General features: G+C 34.3%; 16 protein-coding genes. 10 read left to right on the top strand and 6 right to left on the bottom strand.

Annotated features, from left to right (window positions below; all coding sequences use genetic code 11):
* The first annotated feature begins 1 nt into the window (after position 1).
* From UABHE_RS06750 to UABHE_RS06725, 6 genes are all read left to right on the top strand, one after another.
* Complete coding sequence (locus UABHE_RS06750) at positions 2-1,246, top strand: glycosyltransferase family 4 protein (protein WP_372369492.1); 1,245 nt, start codon at positions 2-4, stop codon at positions 1,244-1,246.
* The gene (locus UABHE_RS06745; RefSeq protein WP_372369491.1) at positions 1,230-2,375 is read left to right on the top strand and encodes an alkaline phosphatase family protein; all 1,146 of its coding nucleotides are present in this window, start codon (positions 1,230-1,232) and stop codon (positions 2,373-2,375) included. Before UABHE_RS06750 ends, UABHE_RS06745 begins: the two co-directional genes overlap by 17 nt.
* A complete protein-coding gene (locus UABHE_RS06740; RefSeq protein WP_372369490.1) occupies positions 2,365-3,252 on the top strand; it encodes a phosphotransferase in 888 nt (295 codons plus the stop codon). The genes UABHE_RS06745 and UABHE_RS06740 overlap by 11 nt, the downstream gene beginning before the upstream one ends.
* A gap of 4 nt (positions 3,253-3,256) precedes the next feature.
* A complete protein-coding gene (locus tag UABHE_RS06735; RefSeq protein ID WP_372369489.1) occupies positions 3,257-5,365 on the top strand; it encodes a hypothetical protein in 2,109 nt (702 codons plus the stop codon).
* Positions 5,366-5,585: 220 nt separating this feature from the next.
* Entirely contained in the window at positions 5,586-6,857 is a 1,272-nt protein-coding gene (locus UABHE_RS06730; protein WP_372369488.1) for an O-antigen ligase family protein, read from the top strand.
* Complete coding sequence (locus tag UABHE_RS06725) at positions 6,850-8,361, top strand: flippase (protein ID WP_372369487.1); 1,512 nt, start codon at positions 6,850-6,852, stop codon at positions 8,359-8,361. The genes UABHE_RS06730 and UABHE_RS06725 overlap by 8 nt, the downstream gene beginning before the upstream one ends.
* A gap of 144 nt (positions 8,362-8,505) precedes the next feature.
* Here the strand turns inward: UABHE_RS06725 and UABHE_RS06720 are convergent, their stop codons facing one another.
* The 3 genes from UABHE_RS06720 to UABHE_RS06710 form a co-directional block, all read right to left on the bottom strand.
* Entirely contained in the window at positions 8,506-9,216 is a 711-nt protein-coding gene (locus UABHE_RS06720; protein WP_372369486.1) for a hypothetical protein, read from the bottom strand.
* A gap of 2 nt (positions 9,217-9,218) precedes the next feature.
* Positions 9,219-10,004, bottom strand: a complete 786-nt coding sequence (locus tag UABHE_RS06715; RefSeq protein WP_372369485.1) for a DUF481 domain-containing protein — start codon at positions 10,002-10,004, stop codon at positions 9,219-9,221.
* Positions 10,005-11,062: 1,058 nt separating this feature from the next.
* Positions 11,063-11,455, bottom strand: coding sequence for a transposase (locus UABHE_RS06710; protein ID WP_372369484.1), 393 nt, complete (start codon positions 11,453-11,455; stop codon positions 11,063-11,065).
* Positions 11,456-11,671: 216 nt separating this feature from the next.
* Here UABHE_RS06710 and UABHE_RS06705 point away from each other — a divergent pair, with 216 nt between their 5' ends.
* Positions 11,672-12,997 carry a leucine-rich repeat domain-containing protein gene (locus UABHE_RS06705; RefSeq protein WP_372369483.1) on the top strand — a complete coding sequence of 442 codons (1,326 nt, stop codon included), beginning with the start codon at positions 11,672-11,674 and terminating at the stop codon, positions 12,995-12,997.
* 501 nt (positions 12,998-13,498) lie between these two features.
* Here the strand turns inward: UABHE_RS06705 and UABHE_RS06700 are convergent.
* From UABHE_RS06700 to UABHE_RS06690, 3 genes are all read right to left on the bottom strand, one after another.
* Positions 13,499-16,129 carry a hypothetical protein gene (locus UABHE_RS06700; RefSeq protein WP_372369482.1) on the bottom strand — a complete coding sequence of 877 codons (2,631 nt, stop codon included), beginning with the start codon at positions 16,127-16,129 and terminating at the stop codon, positions 13,499-13,501.
* 118 nt (positions 16,130-16,247) lie between these two features.
* On the bottom strand, positions 16,248-16,442 hold the full coding sequence (locus UABHE_RS06695) for a hypothetical protein (RefSeq protein WP_372369481.1): 195 nt from the start codon (positions 16,440-16,442) through the stop codon (positions 16,248-16,250).
* A gap of 203 nt (positions 16,443-16,645) precedes the next feature.
* A complete protein-coding gene (locus tag UABHE_RS06690) occupies positions 16,646-16,930 on the bottom strand; it encodes a hypothetical protein (RefSeq protein ID WP_372369480.1) in 285 nt (94 codons plus the stop codon).
* 313 nt (positions 16,931-17,243) lie between these two features.
* Here UABHE_RS06690 and UABHE_RS06685 point away from each other — a divergent pair, with 313 nt between their 5' ends.
* From UABHE_RS06685 to UABHE_RS06675, 3 genes are all read left to right on the top strand, one after another.
* Complete coding sequence (locus tag UABHE_RS06685) at positions 17,244-18,743, top strand: polysaccharide biosynthesis C-terminal domain-containing protein (RefSeq protein ID WP_372369479.1); 1,500 nt, start codon at positions 17,244-17,246, stop codon at positions 18,741-18,743.
* A 444-nt stretch (positions 18,744-19,187) separates the two neighbouring features.
* Positions 19,188-19,718 carry a hypothetical protein gene (locus UABHE_RS06680; RefSeq protein WP_372369478.1) on the top strand — a complete coding sequence of 177 codons (531 nt, stop codon included), beginning with the start codon at positions 19,188-19,190 and terminating at the stop codon, positions 19,716-19,718.
* 714 nt (positions 19,719-20,432) lie between these two features.
* Complete coding sequence (locus tag UABHE_RS06675; protein ID WP_372369477.1) at positions 20,433-21,203, top strand: hypothetical protein; 771 nt, start codon at positions 20,433-20,435, stop codon at positions 21,201-21,203.
* Positions 21,204-21,850 lie beyond the last annotated feature (647 nt).

Raw genomic sequence — 21,850 nt, 5'->3', positions numbered from 1 at the left:
AATGAAGATTGTACAAATACCAAGGCGTTTTGTAAAAGAAGATTGGGGAGGAACAGAAACCGTAATCCTCGAAACTAGTAAATGTCTTGTAGCTAGAGGACACAGCACTCAAATTATATGTCCAAATATTCTCGCAACTCAGCGACAAGAAAATATAAGTGGAATTCATGTCAAGCGCGTACCTTATTTTTATCCTTACTACGGTTTAAATCAAGATGCGCGAAAAATACTCGATAAACGCGGTGGAAATATTTTTTCGTTCGCGCTTATGCGAGAACTTAGAAGGCTATCCGCTGATATACTACATTTACATACAGGAAAAAGAATCGGCGGAATAGCAAGCTATATAGCTCGTAAACGAAATATTCCTTATGTGATTTCGCTCCATGGTGGGGTTTATGATGTTCCACAGCAGGAGAGACAAAGTTGGACTTCGCCTACAAAAGGTACCATTGAATGGGGTAAAATACTTGGTTTATGGGTGGGGTCGCGTAGTGTTCTTGAGAATGCAGCAGCCATTATTTGCGTTGGTCGCAAAGAACATGAAGAAGTACAAAAGCGTTTTCCAAACAAGAAAACTTTATTTTTAGCTAATGGTGTTGATTTACAACACTTCCAAAAGTCTGAGAACCTCTCTTTTCGCGAAAAATACCACATTTGTGCGCACAAAAAAATTATTTTACAAGTAGGACGTATTACACCACAAAAAAATCAGATGTTTTCATTAAAACTCTTAAAAAAAATACGAAAAAAACACAATGTTCACATGGTTTTAATCGGGCCAGTAAACGACCACCTTTATTTTGCCGAAATTGAAAATTATATTGAACAAAATAATCTACAAAAACACATAACCATTGTCCAAGGATTGCCAGCTAGAAGCTCTGAATTATTAAGTGCATATCGCGATTGTCAGTTGTTCTTGCTTCCTTCTATTCACGAGCCTTTTGGTATTGTTATCCTAGAAGCGTGGGCCGCTAAAAAAGCGGTTGTGGCGAGCAATGTTGGTGGTATTCCGTCTTTTGTTACTACGGATAAAAATGCTATACTTTGTGATGTTAATAATGAACAACAATTTCTTCGCAGTATAGAAACACTACTAACAAATTCTTGCCATGCTAAAGAACTTGCTGAAAATGGTTTTTGTGAAGCTCAGAGAAAATATAGTTGGGAAAAAGTAACTAGTGATCTTATCAATTTGTACAATAGTGTAATTAAGGAACATCACAATGCCAAAAACTCTTAACTTATTTGTGTTTATCGATGCTTTTGGTTGGGAAATTTTAAATAAACACACATTCTTAAATGATATTCTACAAACCAAAAAAAAATTAGACACCGTTCTTGGGTATAGCTGTACTTGCGATCCGACAATATTGACAGGTGAAATGCCAGAAAAACACGGACATTTTTCATTCTTTTATTACAATCCTAGCAAATCTCCTTTTCGAATATGTCGCTTACTTGATTTGTTTCCAAAATTTTTTACTAAGCGCGGCCGTGTTAGGCGCTTATTGAGCAAGATTTTAGTGCGCTATTATGGATTTACCGGCTATTTTCAGATTTACAACATGCCATTTCGCCATTTACATTTATTTGACTATTCTGAAAAGAGAGATATTTACCAGCCTAAGGGAATCAATAGTGGTAGTCCAAATATATTCGACTATCTACGCGAACAAAATATTCCTTTTTACCTTTCTGATTGGCGGCATAGCGAACAACAAAACTTAGAAAGTCTGCGCAGTACAATAAACAAAGACCAAGTTCCTTTCGGTTATTTGTATTTAGCTGCCATGGACGCAACCTTGCACCAGTATGGTACAGACCACGAACTCGTGGCGCAAAAAATTGATTGGTATAGTCAGCAACTGCAGGGTATACTAACACTAGCAAAACAGCACTATAATGATGTAAAATTACACATTTTTTCCGATCACGGCATGACAAATGTGCGTGAGACATTTGATTTGATGTCAGTAGTCAATAATTTACCATATAAATTTGCAAAAGACTATGTCGCCGTTTATGACTCAACGATGGCACGCTTTTGGTTTTTTAACGATGATGTGCGCAATGAAGTGACAAAAGCCCTAGAAAAATGTAAGACTGGTCGCGTACTTAGCGAAGAGGATTTACGTAACTACGGATGTTATTTTGATGATTATCGCTATGGTGAACTTTTTTTCCTTATGGAGCCTGGAGTGTTAATTTGCCCTAGTTTTATGGGAGATAAGCCGTTAAAAGGTATGCATGGTTATTGTGCTAACGATAAAGACTCGACTGCTATGTTTTGTTGTAATTACGATTTGGAAAATCCACCTCAGCGTTTGGATGATCTATATTCACTTATGAAGTCTACTGTTGAAAAATAAAGATTCTAGAGAAATGCTCAACACAAAATTTATGGAAATAAGCTCCATGTCCTTTAGCGACATCAAGCTATTGAAAAAAAACCCATACTGCGATATTTATCAAGCCAAAAGCAGTGACGAGCTTGTTATCGTGAAGCAGTACGCCTTGCAACATCAAAATTTACTCATAGATGAAGCAAAATCTATTAAACTATACCATGAAACGATCAATGACAGGTGGTTAGATTGCCGCGTTTTAGAATCTTTTCCACAATATGGCATTTTGATCATGAGTTTTGTTCCTGGGATTTCTCTCTCTCAATTTATTTATCGAAGTGATAAAACGCAAAAAGAACAAATGTTAGAAAACATTTTCTCGCTGGGAAAATTATTGCGCTTGCTGTATTCTTCTACGGAAACTGTAGGCTCTATAGACAATTTTTTTTATGAATATATAGAGTATTGTCAGCAAAAACTAGGTGAAGTTCACGGAATACGCAAATATCTTGTTCAACGTTATAAAATAAAAAAAGTTCCTTCAATAAAAACATCAACCATTTCATTTTCTCATGGTGACTTTGTTCCAGCGAACATTCATATAAGTGATAGTAGTGTTGGACTCATAGATTTTGCGAATAGCAATCATCGCGGTCATATTATTAACGATCTCATTAATTTTACCATTGCAATTAACAATATGTTTATTTCCAAAAAATGGAAGAAACATATTTTAAATGCGATACATGAAGGCGTAGGGGAACTTGCTATATCCCCACAAGTTAAAAACATTTTTTATGCTTTTCATTACTACCGATGGTTAATGCTCAATATAAATAGTAAAAGTCCATTTGCTTTAGTAAATGTTTGGCAAAACGCTCAACGTTTCTCGTGGATATAGTTTGATGTCTGACACCAAAAAAAAGCCATTCCCCATTCATATACCTACAACCATAAAAGCTTTTATGATACTGTGGTGGTTTGCCACACTTACTGTTGTATTAGGAGTATTTATTTCTATTATTGCTGCGATATCACTTAGCCAACAAGTGTATCGTTGTCGCACAATTTATCTTTATTCACCAAAAAATATTCCCGAAATGGTCACATTTGGTGCTTTGTCACTTGAAACACATGTTAGCTTAATAAAACTTCCTACCAACCTAGAAATCATGGCACAACGTCTGGGAATTTCAGCGAAAAGCGCAGCACAATCATTTGATATTGCTGTTGGTAAAAAAGAAGGAATGCTAACATTTTTGGTTGAGGCTCCATCTGCTACAGCAGCCTATGAAACGATGAAAGTTGTCACCGAAGTTTTTATCGAATCACAAATTGAAAAGCGTCGCTCTCATGCTCAAGAATATATAACAGCATTTAATGGCCAATACCAAAAAGCTTTGCAAAATCTGCGCAAGGTGCAAGAAGAAATGCAGTTATTCATTAAAAAAAATAAGATTGTCGATATTTCCAAGGAAAAGCAGTGGTACTTAGAAAAAATAGTGAGCATTGAAATTGAATTGCAGCATGCCAAGATAGATCTTTCGTCGACTGGTATCAAACTAAATAAGATGCAATCAATTTTACAAGAGCTAGAAAAAAAAGCTAAAAAAGAAAAAATATCAATGGGACAAAAAGAGTCCCTCACCGATATGTCCATTCGTAAAGAACGTTTACGTCAGCTTATTTCTGAAGCAAAAAATAGGCAAGTTTTAACTACTGAGCTCGGCACTGCAAAAGAAAATCTAAAACGACTTGCGCAAATGAAGAGCCAAAACATTGTTTCCGATCAGCAAATTTCAGCAGCAAAAGCGTTGATTCTTTCTATTGAAGCAAAGCTAAAAGACACAGATCAAATTAAAGTGTGGAAAAAAGAAATAGACAAGCTCGATAGTTTTATTGTTCCTAAAGACGAAGGTGAAACCCCTTCTTCACTTATATTAAAAGATATTTTATTACAAACATTCAATTTGCAATTACAGCAAGTTGCCGCAAAAGATCGCGTTTTTAAAATACAAAATAACGTAAAAGAAAATCAACAGCATCTCGATAAACTTGCTTTTTTACAAGAAGAGTACAATGGTTTAGAAAGAACGATAGAATTGAGTGCTTCCGTTGTCAAACAATACCGTAAGATGATTGAAACAGCGGACTTAGTGAGTAAATTAAAACAGCCAGATTTTTTAATTGTTTCTCCACCTAAGTTACCAGGACGCGCTTCTAAATCAAATAAAAAGATTATCGCAGTCCTCGTATTTGCCTTGTTTTTGATGATTGCTTTTGCTATTCCGATAATATATGCTCTTATTTCTTTGTCTTGCCGGTCAGGGGGCGAAGCACACGCCCGTTTGGGAATAGAAATCCTTGGAGAATTTCGCAATCCATCAAAAAAAAGATATCCTGGTATTCTCAAGCGCTTACTACGCAGAATTTTGCCTTTTTTTAAAAAATCATTTATCACTCAAACGCATTTGCCTAGTTACCTAGAAGACGGCAATAATTTTTATACAATGTCTAGCCAAATCTCAGCGCACATTCAAGGCGAAAAAGGTTGGACAATTGCTCTTTGCGATATTAAAGAAAATAGTATTGATCATTTGCACAGCGTTAGCACGGGAGTTATTTACTATTTGCATCAAATGGGTTATAAAGTATTAGCTGTTGACATGATTCCTAAAGAGCAGAGTCGTTTTTCTCCAGAAAACCTGTGTAAAACGGAGAAAATAGCCTATACACACATGCCTGTTAGCAAAAAGCAAGTTATCAAAGAACGAGAATTTCAACTTTTTCTAGAAAAGGCAAAATCGCAATACGAAATTATTTTACTAATCCCGCCTACTGCAGATAACACTGCGAGTTTTCGTTTATGTGCTAGGTATGCAGAAGGAAGTATTTTATTGATGGAAGCTGGTTTATATCCTTTTTGGCACTATCTTCATACCAAGAGTATTCTTATAGAAGAAAAAAGCGCGATACTAGGGATGTGTGTGTCTAATATCCAAAGGCCATTCTAACACTATGTATATACTTGCTAATCCATTAAAAAATCCGGTATGGATAGGAGCTTTTTTTTGTATTGTACCCACCATTGCTGCTTTATTAATTTTACGTCCGAACTTGCACAAAATTTTTCTATCGCTTATGGTTTTTTGGATGTGTCATGTAAAAAAACCGTTTTACATGGAACTGTTTTTTGAAAAGTATCGGGGCGTCGACCGCGGATTTGGAATCACGATGTGCGATTTTTTTTTCTTCGGTTATTTTTTGTGGTTACTGCTTAATGTTAGAGAAGTGCGTAAATGGCTTCCTTTGAACATCGTGCTCATGTGGATTCTCGTAGTATGCGCTTTGTTTTCATTATCAAACTCCATTAATCCGTATTATGGACTCTTTACCATTCACAAAATGATACGTGGTGCTGTTCTGTACTGGATAACCGTAAACATTTTAAAATCAAAAGACGATTTTACAACAGTGATAAACGCCTTGGCATTTTCAGTTATTTTTCAAGGTGTTATAGTATTCTACGCTAAATATATTGTTAAAACCGTCGTTGTGCGTTCTGTTGGCACTTTCCCGCACCCCAATTCGCTTGCAATGTATTTAAATTTAATTCTGCCAACCTTGTTATGTATGATACTCGTTTCTAAATCAAAAAAACAAACATTGTACTACTCTTTTGCTCTTGTTTTAGGAATGATAGCTATTGTTTTTACCAAATCACGTGGTGGTCTTATCATTATGCTCGGTGGCTTGTTTATGGCTGCAGGCATCTCAACGATGCTAAAAGTCTCGTTTCAAAAGTTGCGTATTTTATTTTTGGGACTCGTTGTCGTATCTATACTTGGTAGTTTAGCCGCTCCCAAAATTATTCAGCGCTTTCAAAAAGCCCCCAAAGAATCAGCAGAGACAAGGCATTATTTTAATAGTGCTGCAAGAGCAATGGCCGATGACTATTTTTGGGGAATAGGGATCAACAGTTATTCATACTCCCTTGCAAATACAGAGTACTATTGGTATGTTTATCCAGATGTCGAAGATGATGATCGCGAAGCATTTCGAGATCCAGACAATGCCAGGGCAGTAAGTCGTCTTGGTAATTGCCATCATATTTATTTACTATGGGCTAGTGAATGCGGTTGGATAAGTATGTATATTTTTATATTGCTAATCGCTTTATTTATGCTCGTTAATAGTTATCTAATTTTATACACTAGAAAAATGCCATTTTACAATGCTATTGTTATTGGTTTGCTATGTGGGTTTACCACGTTACATTTACAGGGATTTTTAGAGTGGGTATATCGTCAGACACAGGTTTACTACTTGTTTCATTTTTTATCTGGCGTTGTTGTCAGTATTTTTGTACAACGAAAAAACCTGCAACTGAATAACAAAAACATTATCATTGAAACAAAATCTCTAGAAATTTCCAGCGAAAGTCCATCATTAAAACGAAAATTCTTTGAAGGTCGAATGATAAGAAAAGAGAGTAATATTGAGTAAAAAATATAATATTCTAGTCAATGCAATTACCAACTACGGGCGCGATATTCTAGATGTGGCTGTTTTTTTGTATCTAATACCGTTTATTATTCATACTTTAGGAAAAGAAACCTTTGGGTTGTGGTCGTTAGTTTGGGCATTCGTAAGTGTATTTGCACTTCTTGATTTTGGTTTTGGTCCTTCAGTTGTCAAATACGTAGGTAAAGCACGTGGAGAGCAGGACCCTGCACAAGAACAAAAAGCAATATCCACATTATTCTGGATTTACATCGTGTTAGGTAGTATTCTTTTTCTAAGCGTTGCCACTTGCGCATTTTTTTTTAACTCACTATTTGATATTCCCGAACACCAGCAACAAACAGCAAGGCATGTTCTCCTTATTCTAGGATTTCGCGCAGCATTATGTATGCCCCTAGAACTTTTTCGCGGAGTTCTAATTAGTTATCATCAGTACAAAATAGCAAATAGTTACAAAATCGTTGGTAGTATTCTTTACTTAATAGGTGCAATAGTTTTTTTAAACTATGCTCCCAATTTACAAACATTAGCTCTGGTAAATGCCGCCATCGGTATTCTCCCACTCTTCGCGATGTTTATTCATCTGAAAATTTTCTACAAAAATATATCTATCCATCCTCGTAATATCGACTTGTCAATGGTAAAAAGCATGTCTTCCTTTTCGATATATTTCTTCATTATTCAAGTTTCAACGCTAATCTACACGCGTGTAGATACACTTATTATCCAAAAATATCTAAGCCTTGAAATGGTAGCATTATATTCCATTGCCATGCGCATAACCGACAAAGCCCAAAGATTCTGTACTCAAATAGCCAAAACCCTAACCCCAGTTATTTCAGAATTACACGGGGCAAAACAAAAACAAAAATTAACTAAAGTGTGGTTACAAGGCAGCAAGTACACAACCGCATTCTCCGCACCACTTTTAATCGGACTTTTTATTCTATCAGAACCCATTATAACATCATGGGCAGGACATGACTTTGCTAACGCCACTCTCTCCTGCCAAATACTCATTGTCGCCATCTTTATAACAATTATTCACAGCAACACTAATATTATTCTTTCAATGTGCGACCAACAAAAATACTTCGCTAAAATCACTATTTTTGGACAAATACTTAATTTTGTATTATCTATAGTTTTCATAGGTCTATGGTCAATAGAAGGTGTTGCCCTTGCAACTTTAGCAAGCACAGCGATCACTTATATTCTCTTTATCCAATCAAAAGCATGTGCAATATATGAAATGAATATTTTTCGTTTTTACGCGAAAAGCTGTGGACCATCATTACTTCCGAGTATCATTCTTATTATGTTTCTGTATATAGTACAATTTCTATATCCAGCATCAAATTTATGGCTGGTTGCCATCTACGAATGCAGTGCTCTTTTGATTTATATCGTAGCTTTTACACGCTATAGTCTTGATGATTCGGAGAAAAAATACGTTGCTACCAAACTCAGTAAGTTTAAACGTTAATCTTTTTTCTCTTCGTCAACAAGAGAAAAAAGATTTGAATTCTATTTAAATTGCTCTTAATCTTCCAAAATGGAATGTTGTTATTGAATCGATTTAGGAAGATTACCTCTTTCTAGCACCTTAAGAGAGCAAGTCAAAACACACCTATTTGTCCTGAATTTGTTTTTTTATTTGTTTTTTGATTTCCTCTAATTCGCCTCTAGTTTTTATTTTGCGTAAACGCTTTTTGTAATTTGCTGCAATTTCAGGTTTTACCCAGCTAAGTACTTCAATAAGCATTTCTATTTCTTGGTTAAAACTAGGCTTCTCTCCTATTTGTTCAAGATAAACATTTTCTGCAAAACCATTATTCAAAATTTGTTGCGAATGATTTATACTTGTTACTACATTTTTGTCATCGTTATTTGGCGTAAGTGTGTCATCACTAATTGTAATCGGAGATTCTTTTGTTAAAAGTTCTGCTAATTTTTCTTGGTACTTTGAATCCTGATCTACAGCCACAATATTTACTCTTGCGTTTACCCAACCTTGTTTCGACTCACACACTAAATGATAAACTTTACCTGCTTCTACTTGTAAAAAAGCAATAGATTTGTTTTCACCTATAGCAATAAATTTTTGATTACCTGGTTCACATTCGACTTGTAAAATACTTTTTACTGGTAGATAACCAACGAATTTCAAGCCATTCCAAATTTCAAAATTCCCGCGAGCGAAGGCAAAAGGACGATGAACACAAACTATTGCCTTATCCACCGGTAACTTCGTTAATAGTTTTGTCTGCTTCATATGTAGTGGTTTACTGGTACAACCTAGTAGTATTGTAGTAATGATAACCATCGATAAATGTTTCATAATTACCCCTCACTACCAAATTTAAAAACTAATGAAGTTGTAAAAATAACATCACTGTGTTTTATGTCATCTTGTGGTTTGCTATCGTATTCCTCTTGGAGGCTAACACGTAGAAAAAGAGTGTCGCTATAAATTTTGGTTTCAAAATAAAAAAGCCCAAAAAAGCGATAATCATCAAAATTGTTAGCATTTGGAATGAAAAAAACGTCAGCTACAAACTCCACGCCTTCACCAATGTGCCACTTGAAAATATTGCGAAAGCTAAGTTCGATAGTTTCATCATCGATGTCACCAGCAAATTGTTCATAGTTGTAAATTGGTGCAAAACTAATACCATTCTGGATGGTATCATTAAGAAAAATATCGTACCAAACTCCTACTCCAATAGTGACTCTATAGTCCAAATCGAGAAATTGATTACGCGAATGAGTGTTTAATACAAAAATACGCCATAAATCACTTAGAAAGTAATCGTAACGTAAAAAAGCCTGTAATTTATCAAAAATAGCGTCACCATTAACTTCGCGGTAAACATAACTACCCTGAAGGTTAAAGTAATGGTCATCAATATGTTTAAAAGCAGAAACACTAGAAGAAAATGCAAAAAAATCAACATTGCCATCTGTATAGTTTGTGCCAATTGAAAAATTTGCACCCCAGCTATTATTTGTGCTGTATATTTCTGGAGCTTCTGTTCGTGTATCGTCTCCACGACTAAAGGTATCTCCCATTAGGCATGGCAAAAAGAATAAAAATAAAGTAACTATTATCTTTTGTCTAATAGACATAGTACGTTTCCTCAAACATTTATTTAGAATTGGCAAGAAACCCAATACTTATAGACTTAGTATAGGCATTGGGTCTTAAATATAGTTTAGGTGCTGTATTTCTGCTATTTTTGGCTTAAATGAAGTTAAAAATAGCAACAAAATCCACTAGAAATTTTGATCATAAACCTATCATTTACTTAGGACCTGTCATCATTCAAAATATTGTTTATTTTTGGAGCCCATTCCGAAGTTTTTATTTGAGCTTTGATAAAACGAGTAAACATTACTACAACTTATAAAAGGTATAATTCTTTGTAATTTTATCTACAAGGATAACAAAATTAGAGAATTGTTTAAAAATCAAGATGTTCATGGTTGAAATTGTTTACCGCTATCTGTTAGAAGACGATAACGGGTTCAAAGCATTTCATACTGAATGACGCCCTAGTAATTCCTAAGTATTTCTTCCTTCAGCGCAATTAATTTTCAGTTTTTTATTTATTAATTTTTTCAAAACGGCATAAATACCAACTGGTTGGTATTTATTAAAGCAGAGTGATTATACCAACCAGTTGGTATTTTTCAAGAAAGAAAATCTATTTCTGCAAAAAAGATCTGAGCCAGAGCAAAAATTGAGTCAGAGCAAGAAAATCTATTTCTGTAAAAAAGATCTGAGCCAGAGCAAAAATTGAGTCAGAGCAAGAAAATCTATTTCTGTAAAAAAGATCTGAGCCAGAGCAAAAATTGAGTCAGAGCAAGATGGGAGTCGAGCTAAAAATTGAGTCAGAGCTAAAAATCGAGTCAGAGCTAAAAATCGAGTCAGAGGAAAACCGAGTCGGAACTTTTAGAAAGAAAATAGGCGATATAAATTAAAATTTCCAAGAAAAATGACTAAAAATAATCAAAGTTCCATTTCTATAGTAAAAATCGGAACATTTCGGCAAAAATACTTCCATTATTAGAAGAAAAATAGCAAATGGACATGTAAATCAATTATTGTAAGCTAAAGAGAAGCTTTGTCGATTTTTTCGGGGCGTTGGGGGAACAACCCCAAGTAGGTGAAACTTGGCGAGAAATTAAAAACTGTAGTTCAATTGCAGAGAATAGTTCCATGGTAACCAACTAGCAGGGGCTTTTATCACTCTTGATAAATTCCTTTGCAACTGTGTGAGATACTCAAAAGGATTCGCACCAGCATAAAAGCATGTGTGAATAATCAACATGAACAAATCGCCAACGCTAGCCCCGTTGGCGGTTTTATAGAACAGCGAATTTTTGCGATGGCAAATAGCTTTTTTAAGTGCGCGTTCGCAGATGTTATTATCCAAAGGAGCACCAGGAACGTGTAAGAAACGAGTTAGCTCTGACCAACGTTTTTGGACGTAGTTAATAGCTTTACCCAAACCAGAATTCTCCTCAACAAGTTTTTTATCAAACTGTCGTTTCAACCACAGACGAAATTCTTTCATGATTGTGTCCAACTTTATGTTCTTCTTTTTCGGCCCATTAGTTTTACGCTTCTAAAATCAGTTTGTCGTTTTTGTTTATTTTTATTCTTAAATACATATACCAAATTTTGCTTTTCTTTGTGAGAAAAATTCAAAATTCCTTGCTTGTCGAAGGGACACGAGATATATTGGACAAATAGTACCAAAAAACGAACAATTTTTGTTAGAAAGTGAAAAGTGAAACAATTTAAATCAGAGCAATTACAAGATATAGAAAGTAACACCATCTATAATGGTTGTGTGTTCTATTTGAATGAAAGTAAATACGTTCTTGAAAATGTGGGATTCCATGATTGTAGTTTTCGGACTAATGTTGCGTTTGGAATGATTAAAAAATGTATTTTTTCCAATTGTGGGTTTTCAGGTGAAATTATTGTTGATTTAAGTGAAACAGGAATAAGTGATGGTGAATTAGAGCATATAAAGTCACTCACAAATCTTACTGAACTTAACTTGAATGGAACAGAAATAAGTGATGGATTAAAGCATATAAAGTCACTCACAAACCTTACTTTTCTTAATCTACGGAGAACAAAAATAAGTGATGATGGATTAGAGCACATAAAGTTACTCACAAACCTTACTGAACTTAATTTAGATAGTACGAAAATAAGTGATGGTGGATTAGAGCACATAAAGTCACTCACAAACCTTACTTCTCTTCATTTGAGTTGTACAAAAATAAGTGACAGGGGATTAAAGTACATAAAGTCATTGACAAACCTTACTGAACTCAATTTGAGTGTTACAAAAATAAGTGATGATGGATTAAAGCACATAAAGTCACTCACAAACCTTGCTAAACTTAATCTAGATAATACGAAAATAAGTGATAGGAGATTAAAGCATATAAAGTCACTCACAAACCTTACTTGTCTTTATTTAGATGATACAAAAATAAGTGATGATGGATTAGAGCACATAAAGTCACTCACAAACCTTACTTCTCTTCATTTGAGCGGTACAAAAATAAGTGACAGGGGATTAAAGCATATAAAGTCACTCACAAACCTTACTGAACTCAATTTATGGAATGCGAGAATAAGTGATGGGGCATTAGAGTGTATAAAGTCACTCACAAACCTTACTTCTCTTTATTTGGGGAATGCAGAAATAAGTAATGAGGGATTAAAGCATGTAAAATCACTCACAAATCTGACTAAACTTAATTTGTACGGTACAAAAATAAGTGATGGGGGATTAGAGCGTATAAAGTCACTGACAAACCTTACTGAACTCATTTTATACGATACAGAAATAAGTGATGAGGGATTAGAGCATATAAAGTCACTAACAAACCTTACTTCTCTTAATTTGGAGAATACAAAAATAAGTGATGGGGGATTAAAACATATAAAGTCGCTCACAAACCTTACTGAACTTAATTTGAGTTGGACAGTAATAAGTGATGAGGGATTAAATCAATTAAAAGACAATCTAAAAAACTGCCGTATTTTAAAAGGAGGGAATAGATCTACACGCTGGCCAACTAATTTGTTTTAAGCATTAAGGTTGAATTTTCAAAAACATTATAGTCTGAAACTGGCGTGTGCCCTGCGTAAATATTGGCAGTGTCATACTTAACTTCTAGAATACTAAATAATCTACAGCCGAAATAAAGAGCCAAACAAAAAGAAAAGACTACAATTACAGTGTCTCTCATAAGATGTTTTATCTCAAATCCCATATTTATTCCTAAAGTTTAATTTGTTTTGTAATGTAGAAAAATAACACTAGAAGACAATCAATTTATCCTATATTTTCCTCTGAATTACAATTTTCAAATAAAAGTCCCAAGCACTCATCGCGCTAGAACAAAATCGTGTGATTGGCGAAAACAATTTATGCAGTGATTGAGTACATTATTCAGTGACAGACTCATTATGGTCTATAAATTATCAAGTAAAAAGAATTAAATGGCCGTGACCCTGTTTACTCTTAAGTTTTTGTATGACTTGTTTTTTTTGTCTCTAAACAACCGCAAGTGATACACTAAAGTATCTATCACAAAAAACAATTAAAAAATTTTTTCCCCAAAGTATACTGATACTTAAAATCTTTTTTCTCTGCTTCAAAATACTTTGCTTCCTGTAGTGAAAGACAAATATTTTTTCTATTCCATACCAGTTCTACTTCATTGCTTAACCATTTATGTAGTTCGAGAGAAGGCATAAATGCTTTATCTTCCCATCGTTTCACTTCCCACAATAAGTCATATTTTTTCCACTTAGCGGGATAAATAAAAGCGGCTGGATTGCACAAAATCTGTAACATATTTTGTAAATTTTTGCGCGCTTTTGCAGTTGTCTTTTCGTGTACTAGGAAATCATCTGTTTCTAGAGCATCAATCATATTTTTGTAATCACAAAGTAACTGTCTACATTTTCCTTCTATTTGTAATCGTGAATATTTCATTAAAAATCCAAGAATAAAAAGATCTTTCAACAGCATGTATAAATCCACCGGGTTTGGAATAAAACTAATAATGAAATCTTTAATATTTTTTTGCACTGTTCGTCTTACTTCATGTACTGTTAAGAAATTTAAATCTTGTTTCAAGTTGTCAAGGTGTCCTCTTATCTCAATCGCCAATGTTAGTGCATTTGTCCGCTTACTACTAGAGTAACTATTTTCTAAATTTAAGTGAAATATACGATCAAGTGATTCTGCCATGTAATTTAAATTTTCTTTTAACTTCTGAGATTGATTATCTTGAGCACACCGTTGCATCTTTCTCTTTACTGAACGCATAGCTTTCCATGCTCTATGGATACTAGTAATATAACCAGTAACAACTCCAACAATCGTATCAACACAACAAAGTACATAGAGAAAAGTAACTCCAAAAACAGCATTGATTGCTTTCATTAGTATACAAGATTGAGCAATAAACCGCTCTAACATACCAGGCTCACCAATCTCTTCGTTTATCAATTTCTCACAAAACGCTTCTTTAGCAATATGCAATTGCCAAGCTTCATCATCATCGTCTTGTAAAAATCGTAATGCAAGCATTTCTCCATGATTACTAGTAAAACTTGAAGTTTGTAAATGCAATTTTTTTGCGCCTAAAAACAAAACAGTTGTTCCAACTTGCAAAATATTTCGATTTTCAATATCTAAATCAGCTGCTATTTTCATAAAATCAACAAATCTTGTAGCAACCTCTTTCGGCAAATCATGCTGCACAACAACTGAACTTTCCATTTGTATAATAGCACTGATGCTCTTGTCTTGTTGTGATCGAACCGTAATATCGCGCGCACCACAATTTTGACAATCAACAATAATCTTTTTCCAAAACAAAACTAAGTCATCTTCATTGATATATTCTATTTCTTCTTGTTTTATTTCTTTTGGAGTTATTTCCTCTCCTACGATTTTTTTGTGTTCGCGAACAAACTCATCCTTATCTAAAGAAATTCTTGCTAACTCTTTTTCTTTGTGGGGTTCCAAAAACAACGCTGATCTCCGAGTTGATACCAAGACTTTAGATGATCGCTTTGTTCTACCTTTTTTAGGCTTTTTTTTCTCCTCAGTGGCTAATTTTTGATTTGAAACCTTTGGTGAATCAGCCTCCATCCAATCCATTGTTGCTGTTCCGTCGTGAACTTCACCTATTGAACGAGGAGAACTACTTACTTCAAGAATAGCTTGGAATAATTCTTGATAATCGTTTCTCGCAGAAGAGCCATATGGAATATTTTCAGACTCAGGTTCTATAGTAACCGCTTCATCAAAAATATCTTTTTCTGTTGAGTCACCCAAATTATCGTTTTTTTCAGACTTAAAAGCATCTATGAGGAAATCATCACCAAGTGGTTCATAGTGGTATTCTATCGCTTTTTCTATGACGGAGGTTGGTAAAATAACTAGCTTAACATCAATATCCAAAAACATAGCTAAATCAAAATTAGTTTGTTCACAGTAAGAATCTAAACTTACTCCCAAAGTCACAACAGATGATGCCGTTTTTAATGGAAAACAATTGTAGATTCTAGCTAAAGGAGAGGTCAAAATTTTAATCAATTCATGTGGATGATTTTCAATATCTACTTTAAACAAACTCCAATTATCAAGGTAGCTTATTATTTTGATAATCTCTTGTTCTGTAATATACCCTAGCTCGATCAGAGTACGTGGAAATGTATTTTTATGTTCTAGACAATGTTGTTTTGCAATGCATAGTTGGTGTAGAGACAAAAGGTTGCGTTTTACCAATTCGACTTGTATCGGAAATGAATCAAATATTGTTTTTTGTTTTTCTGGTAAAGGAGAATCGAAACTTTTTTTTTGAACATGTATTTTCTCAAAAAGAATTTCTGATAGCTCATGAGAAGGGTTTTTTTGAAATTTTTTCGGATGTGATACGTTAATGTTTTTATAAATAAACTCTCGTATCTCTTTATCATTAAGAACTTCCCCTGTTGCTATCCGGTTTAAGAGAAGTTCTTTTACTCTTAAAGTTTCACACAATATAGGAGACATATTCTTTCTTTTTGGTATTGCAAATAATTGATACCACTCGTTTTTAGATAACTTATTTAACATGTGGCGAAAGCTAATATTACTAACGTCCACTGCGAGTATAGGTTCTCCCTTAGATAATTTTTCTTTTAATTGAAGTATATTCATCTATATCCTTAGCGTTTTTTGATTGTGTTCGTAGTTGAGCAGGTATATCTAATGGTACTTATTTAGTTACCATGTCGATTACTCAGGTTATGACCCGCTACATTAACTAAAGGGATTATTAACTACGTTTGCTATTACGAAAGTGTTCATGCTCTTCCTTTTTGGGTATGAATTGGTCTGGACCCGATTTTGAAAGAATTTTTTTCGCAAGAACAACTTTTAGTACAAACAATGAAAGAGGAAACTCAACAACTGTTGCTACAAAAATCATATTCTTGAATTTCGAAGTAACTCGATACAAGTAGTTATTCATTGAGTGTAGGCCTTTTATTTTCTAATTTGACGCAACGAAGGCATACTGTTGTAACTACAATACTAAGAAGCAAAAAAGAACAAATACCAATGAATAAATACTTTGTATTGGAAACCAAATTACTATGATATCAATGACTTAAAGATCCACCAAATAGTATATTCATCAAATACACAAATGCTATAAGAAAAATAAGTGTGGTATTAACTTTCATATTGGGGATTACCAATATCTATAGCAATTCTATTGTATGGCTCAGTCAAACAAATCGCATCCTTTTGATAAGATCGCGTCACCCATGTATTTTTTTGCGTACAAAAAACGAAATTCGGGTGAGATTTGTGCGGTTTTGTTTCGATTTTTCGGTAGTCAACATTTTTTGAAAACCTAGCCCATAAAGTTTCTGATAAAACAGGCCACTCCTCCAGTATTTCTCCACTAACAGATATTCTCAATATCATATCTAAACCTGCGTTCACAACGAGCATTTCTTTTCATTAAGAGGGAGAACACAGTGCAAATCATTAAAACATTTAAGAGTAATATAAGAAACACACTTCTGCGTCTGAATATCGTAAACCATGACTTCGGTTTCTGTGCAAGTATAAAGTTTTCTATTGTAAAGTGTACTCGATTTAAATAGGATATGAATTTGAGGACGAACACTTTTTGGAGATTGGTAGTTAACTACTATTTTCTCTTCTTTTGAACAGAGTTGTAAAATAATACCTTTGTGATGTTGTTTCTTATTCTTTTTTCTTTGTCCGCCAACAACATAAACCCAACCTGCCTGAAAGAGCTATGTCAAAAAAAGATGATTTTTCCATTATAGGTCGCGGAGCACTAATCGCAACATTGGGTATTCTGTTACAAAGAATCTCTAAATTTGTAATTGTTATGTTGCAAATAAAGTACCTAGGGCTAAAACAGTATGGTTTATTTGTCATTTGTTTAAGCTATATTTTGATATTAGGAATGATTCAAAGTATAGGATTAAGGGGATTGGTCAAATTCTGTGTACAGCATCGCATTTCTAAGAACTCAGGTTCACTTTGGGCTATATTTCTATCAAGTATATTTTTACCAATAATCACAGGAACAGTGATCAGTATTTTATCGTACATTGTTATTTCTTTTTTACAACTCGATCTACATACACATCAAATATTTTTATGCTTCTTGTTATTATTTCCTTTATTCGGCTCTGCCGAAATACCTCTACTATTGACCACTAGCTTTGAAACAAACGCTTACCTTTCGCTAGGCCGCGATATAATTTCTCCTATAGTTGAAATTATTGGACTTGCCATAGTTGTACTTTTCGATATTCCAGGAGGTATATTTGCAATAATCTGCATTTTTGCTTTCCGTAAATTTGTAATGTACACTGTCGCTGTCTATGCATTCACAACACTTTGTCGTTTGGAAAATATAGCCACACATAATTTGTTTGATAGTTTAAGAATTATTCGCTGCCATATAAAAGAAATAAAAGAAGCTGTTCTGTACTGCCTACCTCTTTTATACGGCAATGTTTTCTTAAAAGCAAGCCAACTACTAGATGTTATCATTCTCGGTGCTATCGTAAGCAATGAAACAACTGGTGCTTACCAAATAGCAGTTTACCTTGCCAACTTAGTTGCTAGTGCAGGTGCAATTACCTTGAGCATGTTTTCTTCTATTGTAAGTAAGCATTATCAAAAGCGAGATTTGGCAGCTATCAATATTGCCTATATTCATAGTATCAAACTATCTGTGTTGTTAGGGTTTCCTGCCGCTATAATTCTTTTTTCATTCTCTGAAAATATACTAAGTATTTTTAGTACGCAAGCACATATAGCCTCTTTTGCTTTAAAATTACTTATTTTAGGAAAATCATTTCACTTGCTAACTGGAGGCGTAGGCATGATGCTTTCCATGACCGATAAAGCCTACCTGCACACATACAACAGTTTCGCAGCTTCTCTTATTCACATTCTATGCTGCTATATTTTTATTCCTTGGTGGTCCATTGATGGTGCAGCATTTGCAACAATAATATCTCTCATCTTCATCAATATTTTACGAGTCATTCAAGTCTATCATTTTTATAACATTCATTTTGTATGTCAAGTTACAATGTACATTGTAATGTTGTCCTTCATCAGTATAGTAATAACATCTTCTGTAAAAGGTTTCTTTACGATTAACATTATAACAATCGCATTGTTTGCTATAAGCAATTACTTGTTTATTTGGGGAGCTTGTTGGTATTGTATTTTTGATAATGAAGAGAAAAAAAATATTACTAAATTTAGATAAATTTTAAACCGAATTTTTAGACAACGCAATTATAAAAAGCGTTTTTCCAGAAAGATCCCACCGTGAGCTATACAAAAACACAGACTTTTCTTTACCAAAAAATGTATAGAACAATAACCAACGTTTACGACGTCTAAAAACAGATACTACTTTCTGAGATTATAAATTCGTGTCAGACTCATAAATTGATAAATTCGTGTCAGACTCATAAATTCGTGTCATAATAAAAGTAATCGTGACAATGAGAAAAGTACAGACAATCGGCAAGAAATTAATGAAACCAAAGAACTTAAAGAGCGAAAACAGAAAACAAAAACACCTAACAAAATGTTTGCCGCGCACTCCGCGATTTTAATAGGGTGTTAAATCTTGAACCCAATTTAGAAGGTGAGCTTCAATCTTACATTGTAAGATCTAAAAAATTAAAAAGCGAAAGGAATTAGAATGAAGATACCAGCGTTCATTTTTTGTTTACTCGTCGTTTTCAGCTATGCTGATGAACAAAAAGCTGACAATAAAATGTTTCCTTTTACTTTGGAGAAAAGTGAAATTCCCAAAGGACATACGCTTATTGAATTTTCTGACAACGAAAAAAAACAAGGGTTAAAAAATCCCGGTTTTATTCCTAAAAAAGTTCTTGAAAATTTTTGCACTAGGCTCGAAATAGGCAACAAAAATATTCGTCGTATTTACAACATTTCTCTTAAAGGAGAAAACGATCAGGCCGGTTATACGGTTTTTGAATTTAGTAACAAGAAATTATTAGACAAACATTTAGAAAAAGTTCTCAAAATGGTCATCGGATGGGTTTTTATCTATTCGCATAAAGAACACCTTATCTTATTTTGGTCTCATGACAATGAAAGTGTACCTATTCTTCAGAAATGGGCAGGACATGTAGCACAACGTTTAAAGAGTCAAGATAAAGTTACGGTGTTTTTTCGTGGGAAAAAATATATCCCTCCTGTTTTTTAAAAAACGTAATCGTGCCCCTGACGGTAGAGATCAACTCCCCAAGCGTACTCTACTTATTTCTCCGAGCTATGCTGCGGCAGGAGGTTTGTGGTTGGGAAATATTCCTCTAATTCGTAAGTGGAAAGGATTGGTCAATTTTTCAAAACGCTACATACCTTCTTTCAATCGGAAGAGTCCCTTTTACATAGGTGAAGTACTACGCATTATAAAAAATGCCAATTTTAGCAAGCAGTTGCTTTCGGTACGGAAGAAGAAAATGAGAAGTACGATACATGGCGAAAAGCATCTCCCACGGAATACGCGGATCGCGAAGATGCTCCTATGCTTTTAGTGATGCAAAAAAGACAAGAGATACGCGAGCAACAAAACTATGGGTTTGCAAAGTTGTTACCCAATTGTGAGGTTTATTTGATTGATAAGACACATCGCGAAGTAAATGTCGATTTGGAAATCCACGAGATGCGACAATGTTAGCAACTGTAGTGATGACGTTTTTTCAACGTTTACGTTATTAATAGCGGTTGTCTAAACGAATAATGTCATTTTAAAGTACCAGTTTTAAAACTATTGCTCAATATCAAGAGAAAAAAGTTGCTCTATCTCTTTTGGCAATTCTTTTTGTTATGGTAGAGCAACAAAATATAAATGTTTTTCTTGCTCGCAGCATAACTCAAATTTTCATCTGTACTTAGGGACTTCTAAAAGGAATCAAAAATGGAATCAGAACTTTCTCCGTGGTTGCACCCAAATAAGTCGGTGCGTCTTAATGCAATAAATCAGATAGAAGATCGAAATATTTTAGAAAAGCTTACATTCGAAGACTCTAATGTGTCTGTACGTATGGCCGCCGCGAGGAAAATAAGAATTATAGAAGCTCGATTTTCGGGTTCAAGGCCAATTTGTCCCTCTGAGGTCAAACATATTGAAGATCAAAATCTGTTGGGGAAGCTTGCGTTACAAGATTCTGATGTTTCTATGCGTCTTGCTGCTGCAAAAAAAGTTGTTGATCCACACATCCTTCAGCAGATTGTTTTGCATGACAAAAACGACACTGTACGTTTTGCTGTCCTAGATAAAATAACGGATAGTAGTATCTTAAACAAAGTTGTTTGTGAAGATAAAGACGTAGTTATTCGTTCAGCTGTGATAGCTAAAATAATAGATCCTAGTGTCTTGCATAAGTTGGCCTGCGAAGACAGAGATGCAGATATACGTTACGCTGCGATGGAAAAAATTACGAACCAAAAGATACTTGCCAAAATAGCTATTCGCGATGTAGAAAATAAGGTGCGTCTAAAAGCGATACAGCAAATACATACTCCTGAAGTTTTAGGGCAAGTTATTTTACGTGCTCCAGATTGGACTGTGAGACGGGATGCACTTGAAAAAATTTTAGATAAAAACGTTATCGAAATAGTTGCTAAACAAGACCCTGATGATTACATTCGCCAAATGGCATTAGAAAAACTACAGCAGTTAAGTTAGTTATTGGCAAACCGAATTTTTAGACAACGCAATTATAAAAAGCGTTTTTCCAGAAAGATTCCACCGTGAGTTATACAAAAACACAGACTTTTCTTTACCAAAAAATGTATAGCACAATAACCAACGTTCACGACGTTTAAAAACAGATACTACTTTCTGAGATTATAAATTCGTGTCAGACTCATAAATTCGTTCAGATATAAATTCGTGTCAGACTCATAAATTCGTTCAAGGAAAATACAAAGGGAAGTTTTCTATGTTAACCTTGGATATGGTGAACATCTCCGTAATCTAGAACCTAAATAAATTCGTGTCAGACTCATAAATTCGTTCAAGGAAAATACAAAGGGAAGTTTTCTATGTTAACCTTGGATATGGTGAACATCTCCGTAATCTAGAACCTAAAATTTTAGATAAAGAACATGTCAAATTAACAGTAAAGCAACAAAAACAAATAAAATCATGGCTTTCAAAAAGTCAGTATGTTGTAGATGAACAAAAAATATGTGATACAAACTAAATCATAAATTGTATTGTTATAACGAAAATTTTCTGCCGCTTGAAATAAAGGCTATGCATGTTGTAAATCGAAAACTATTCAGTGACAGACTCATTACGGTCTAAAAAGCACAGACTTTTCTTTACCA

The organism is Candidatus Uabimicrobium helgolandensis (genome assembly GCF_041508025.1).
GTDB lineage: Bacteria > Planctomycetota > Uabimicrobiia > Uabimicrobiales > Uabimicrobiaceae > Uabimicrobium > Uabimicrobium helgolandensis.
The sequence above is the reverse complement of the archived record's forward strand: the minus strand, read 5'-3'. Positions and strand labels throughout refer to the sequence as shown.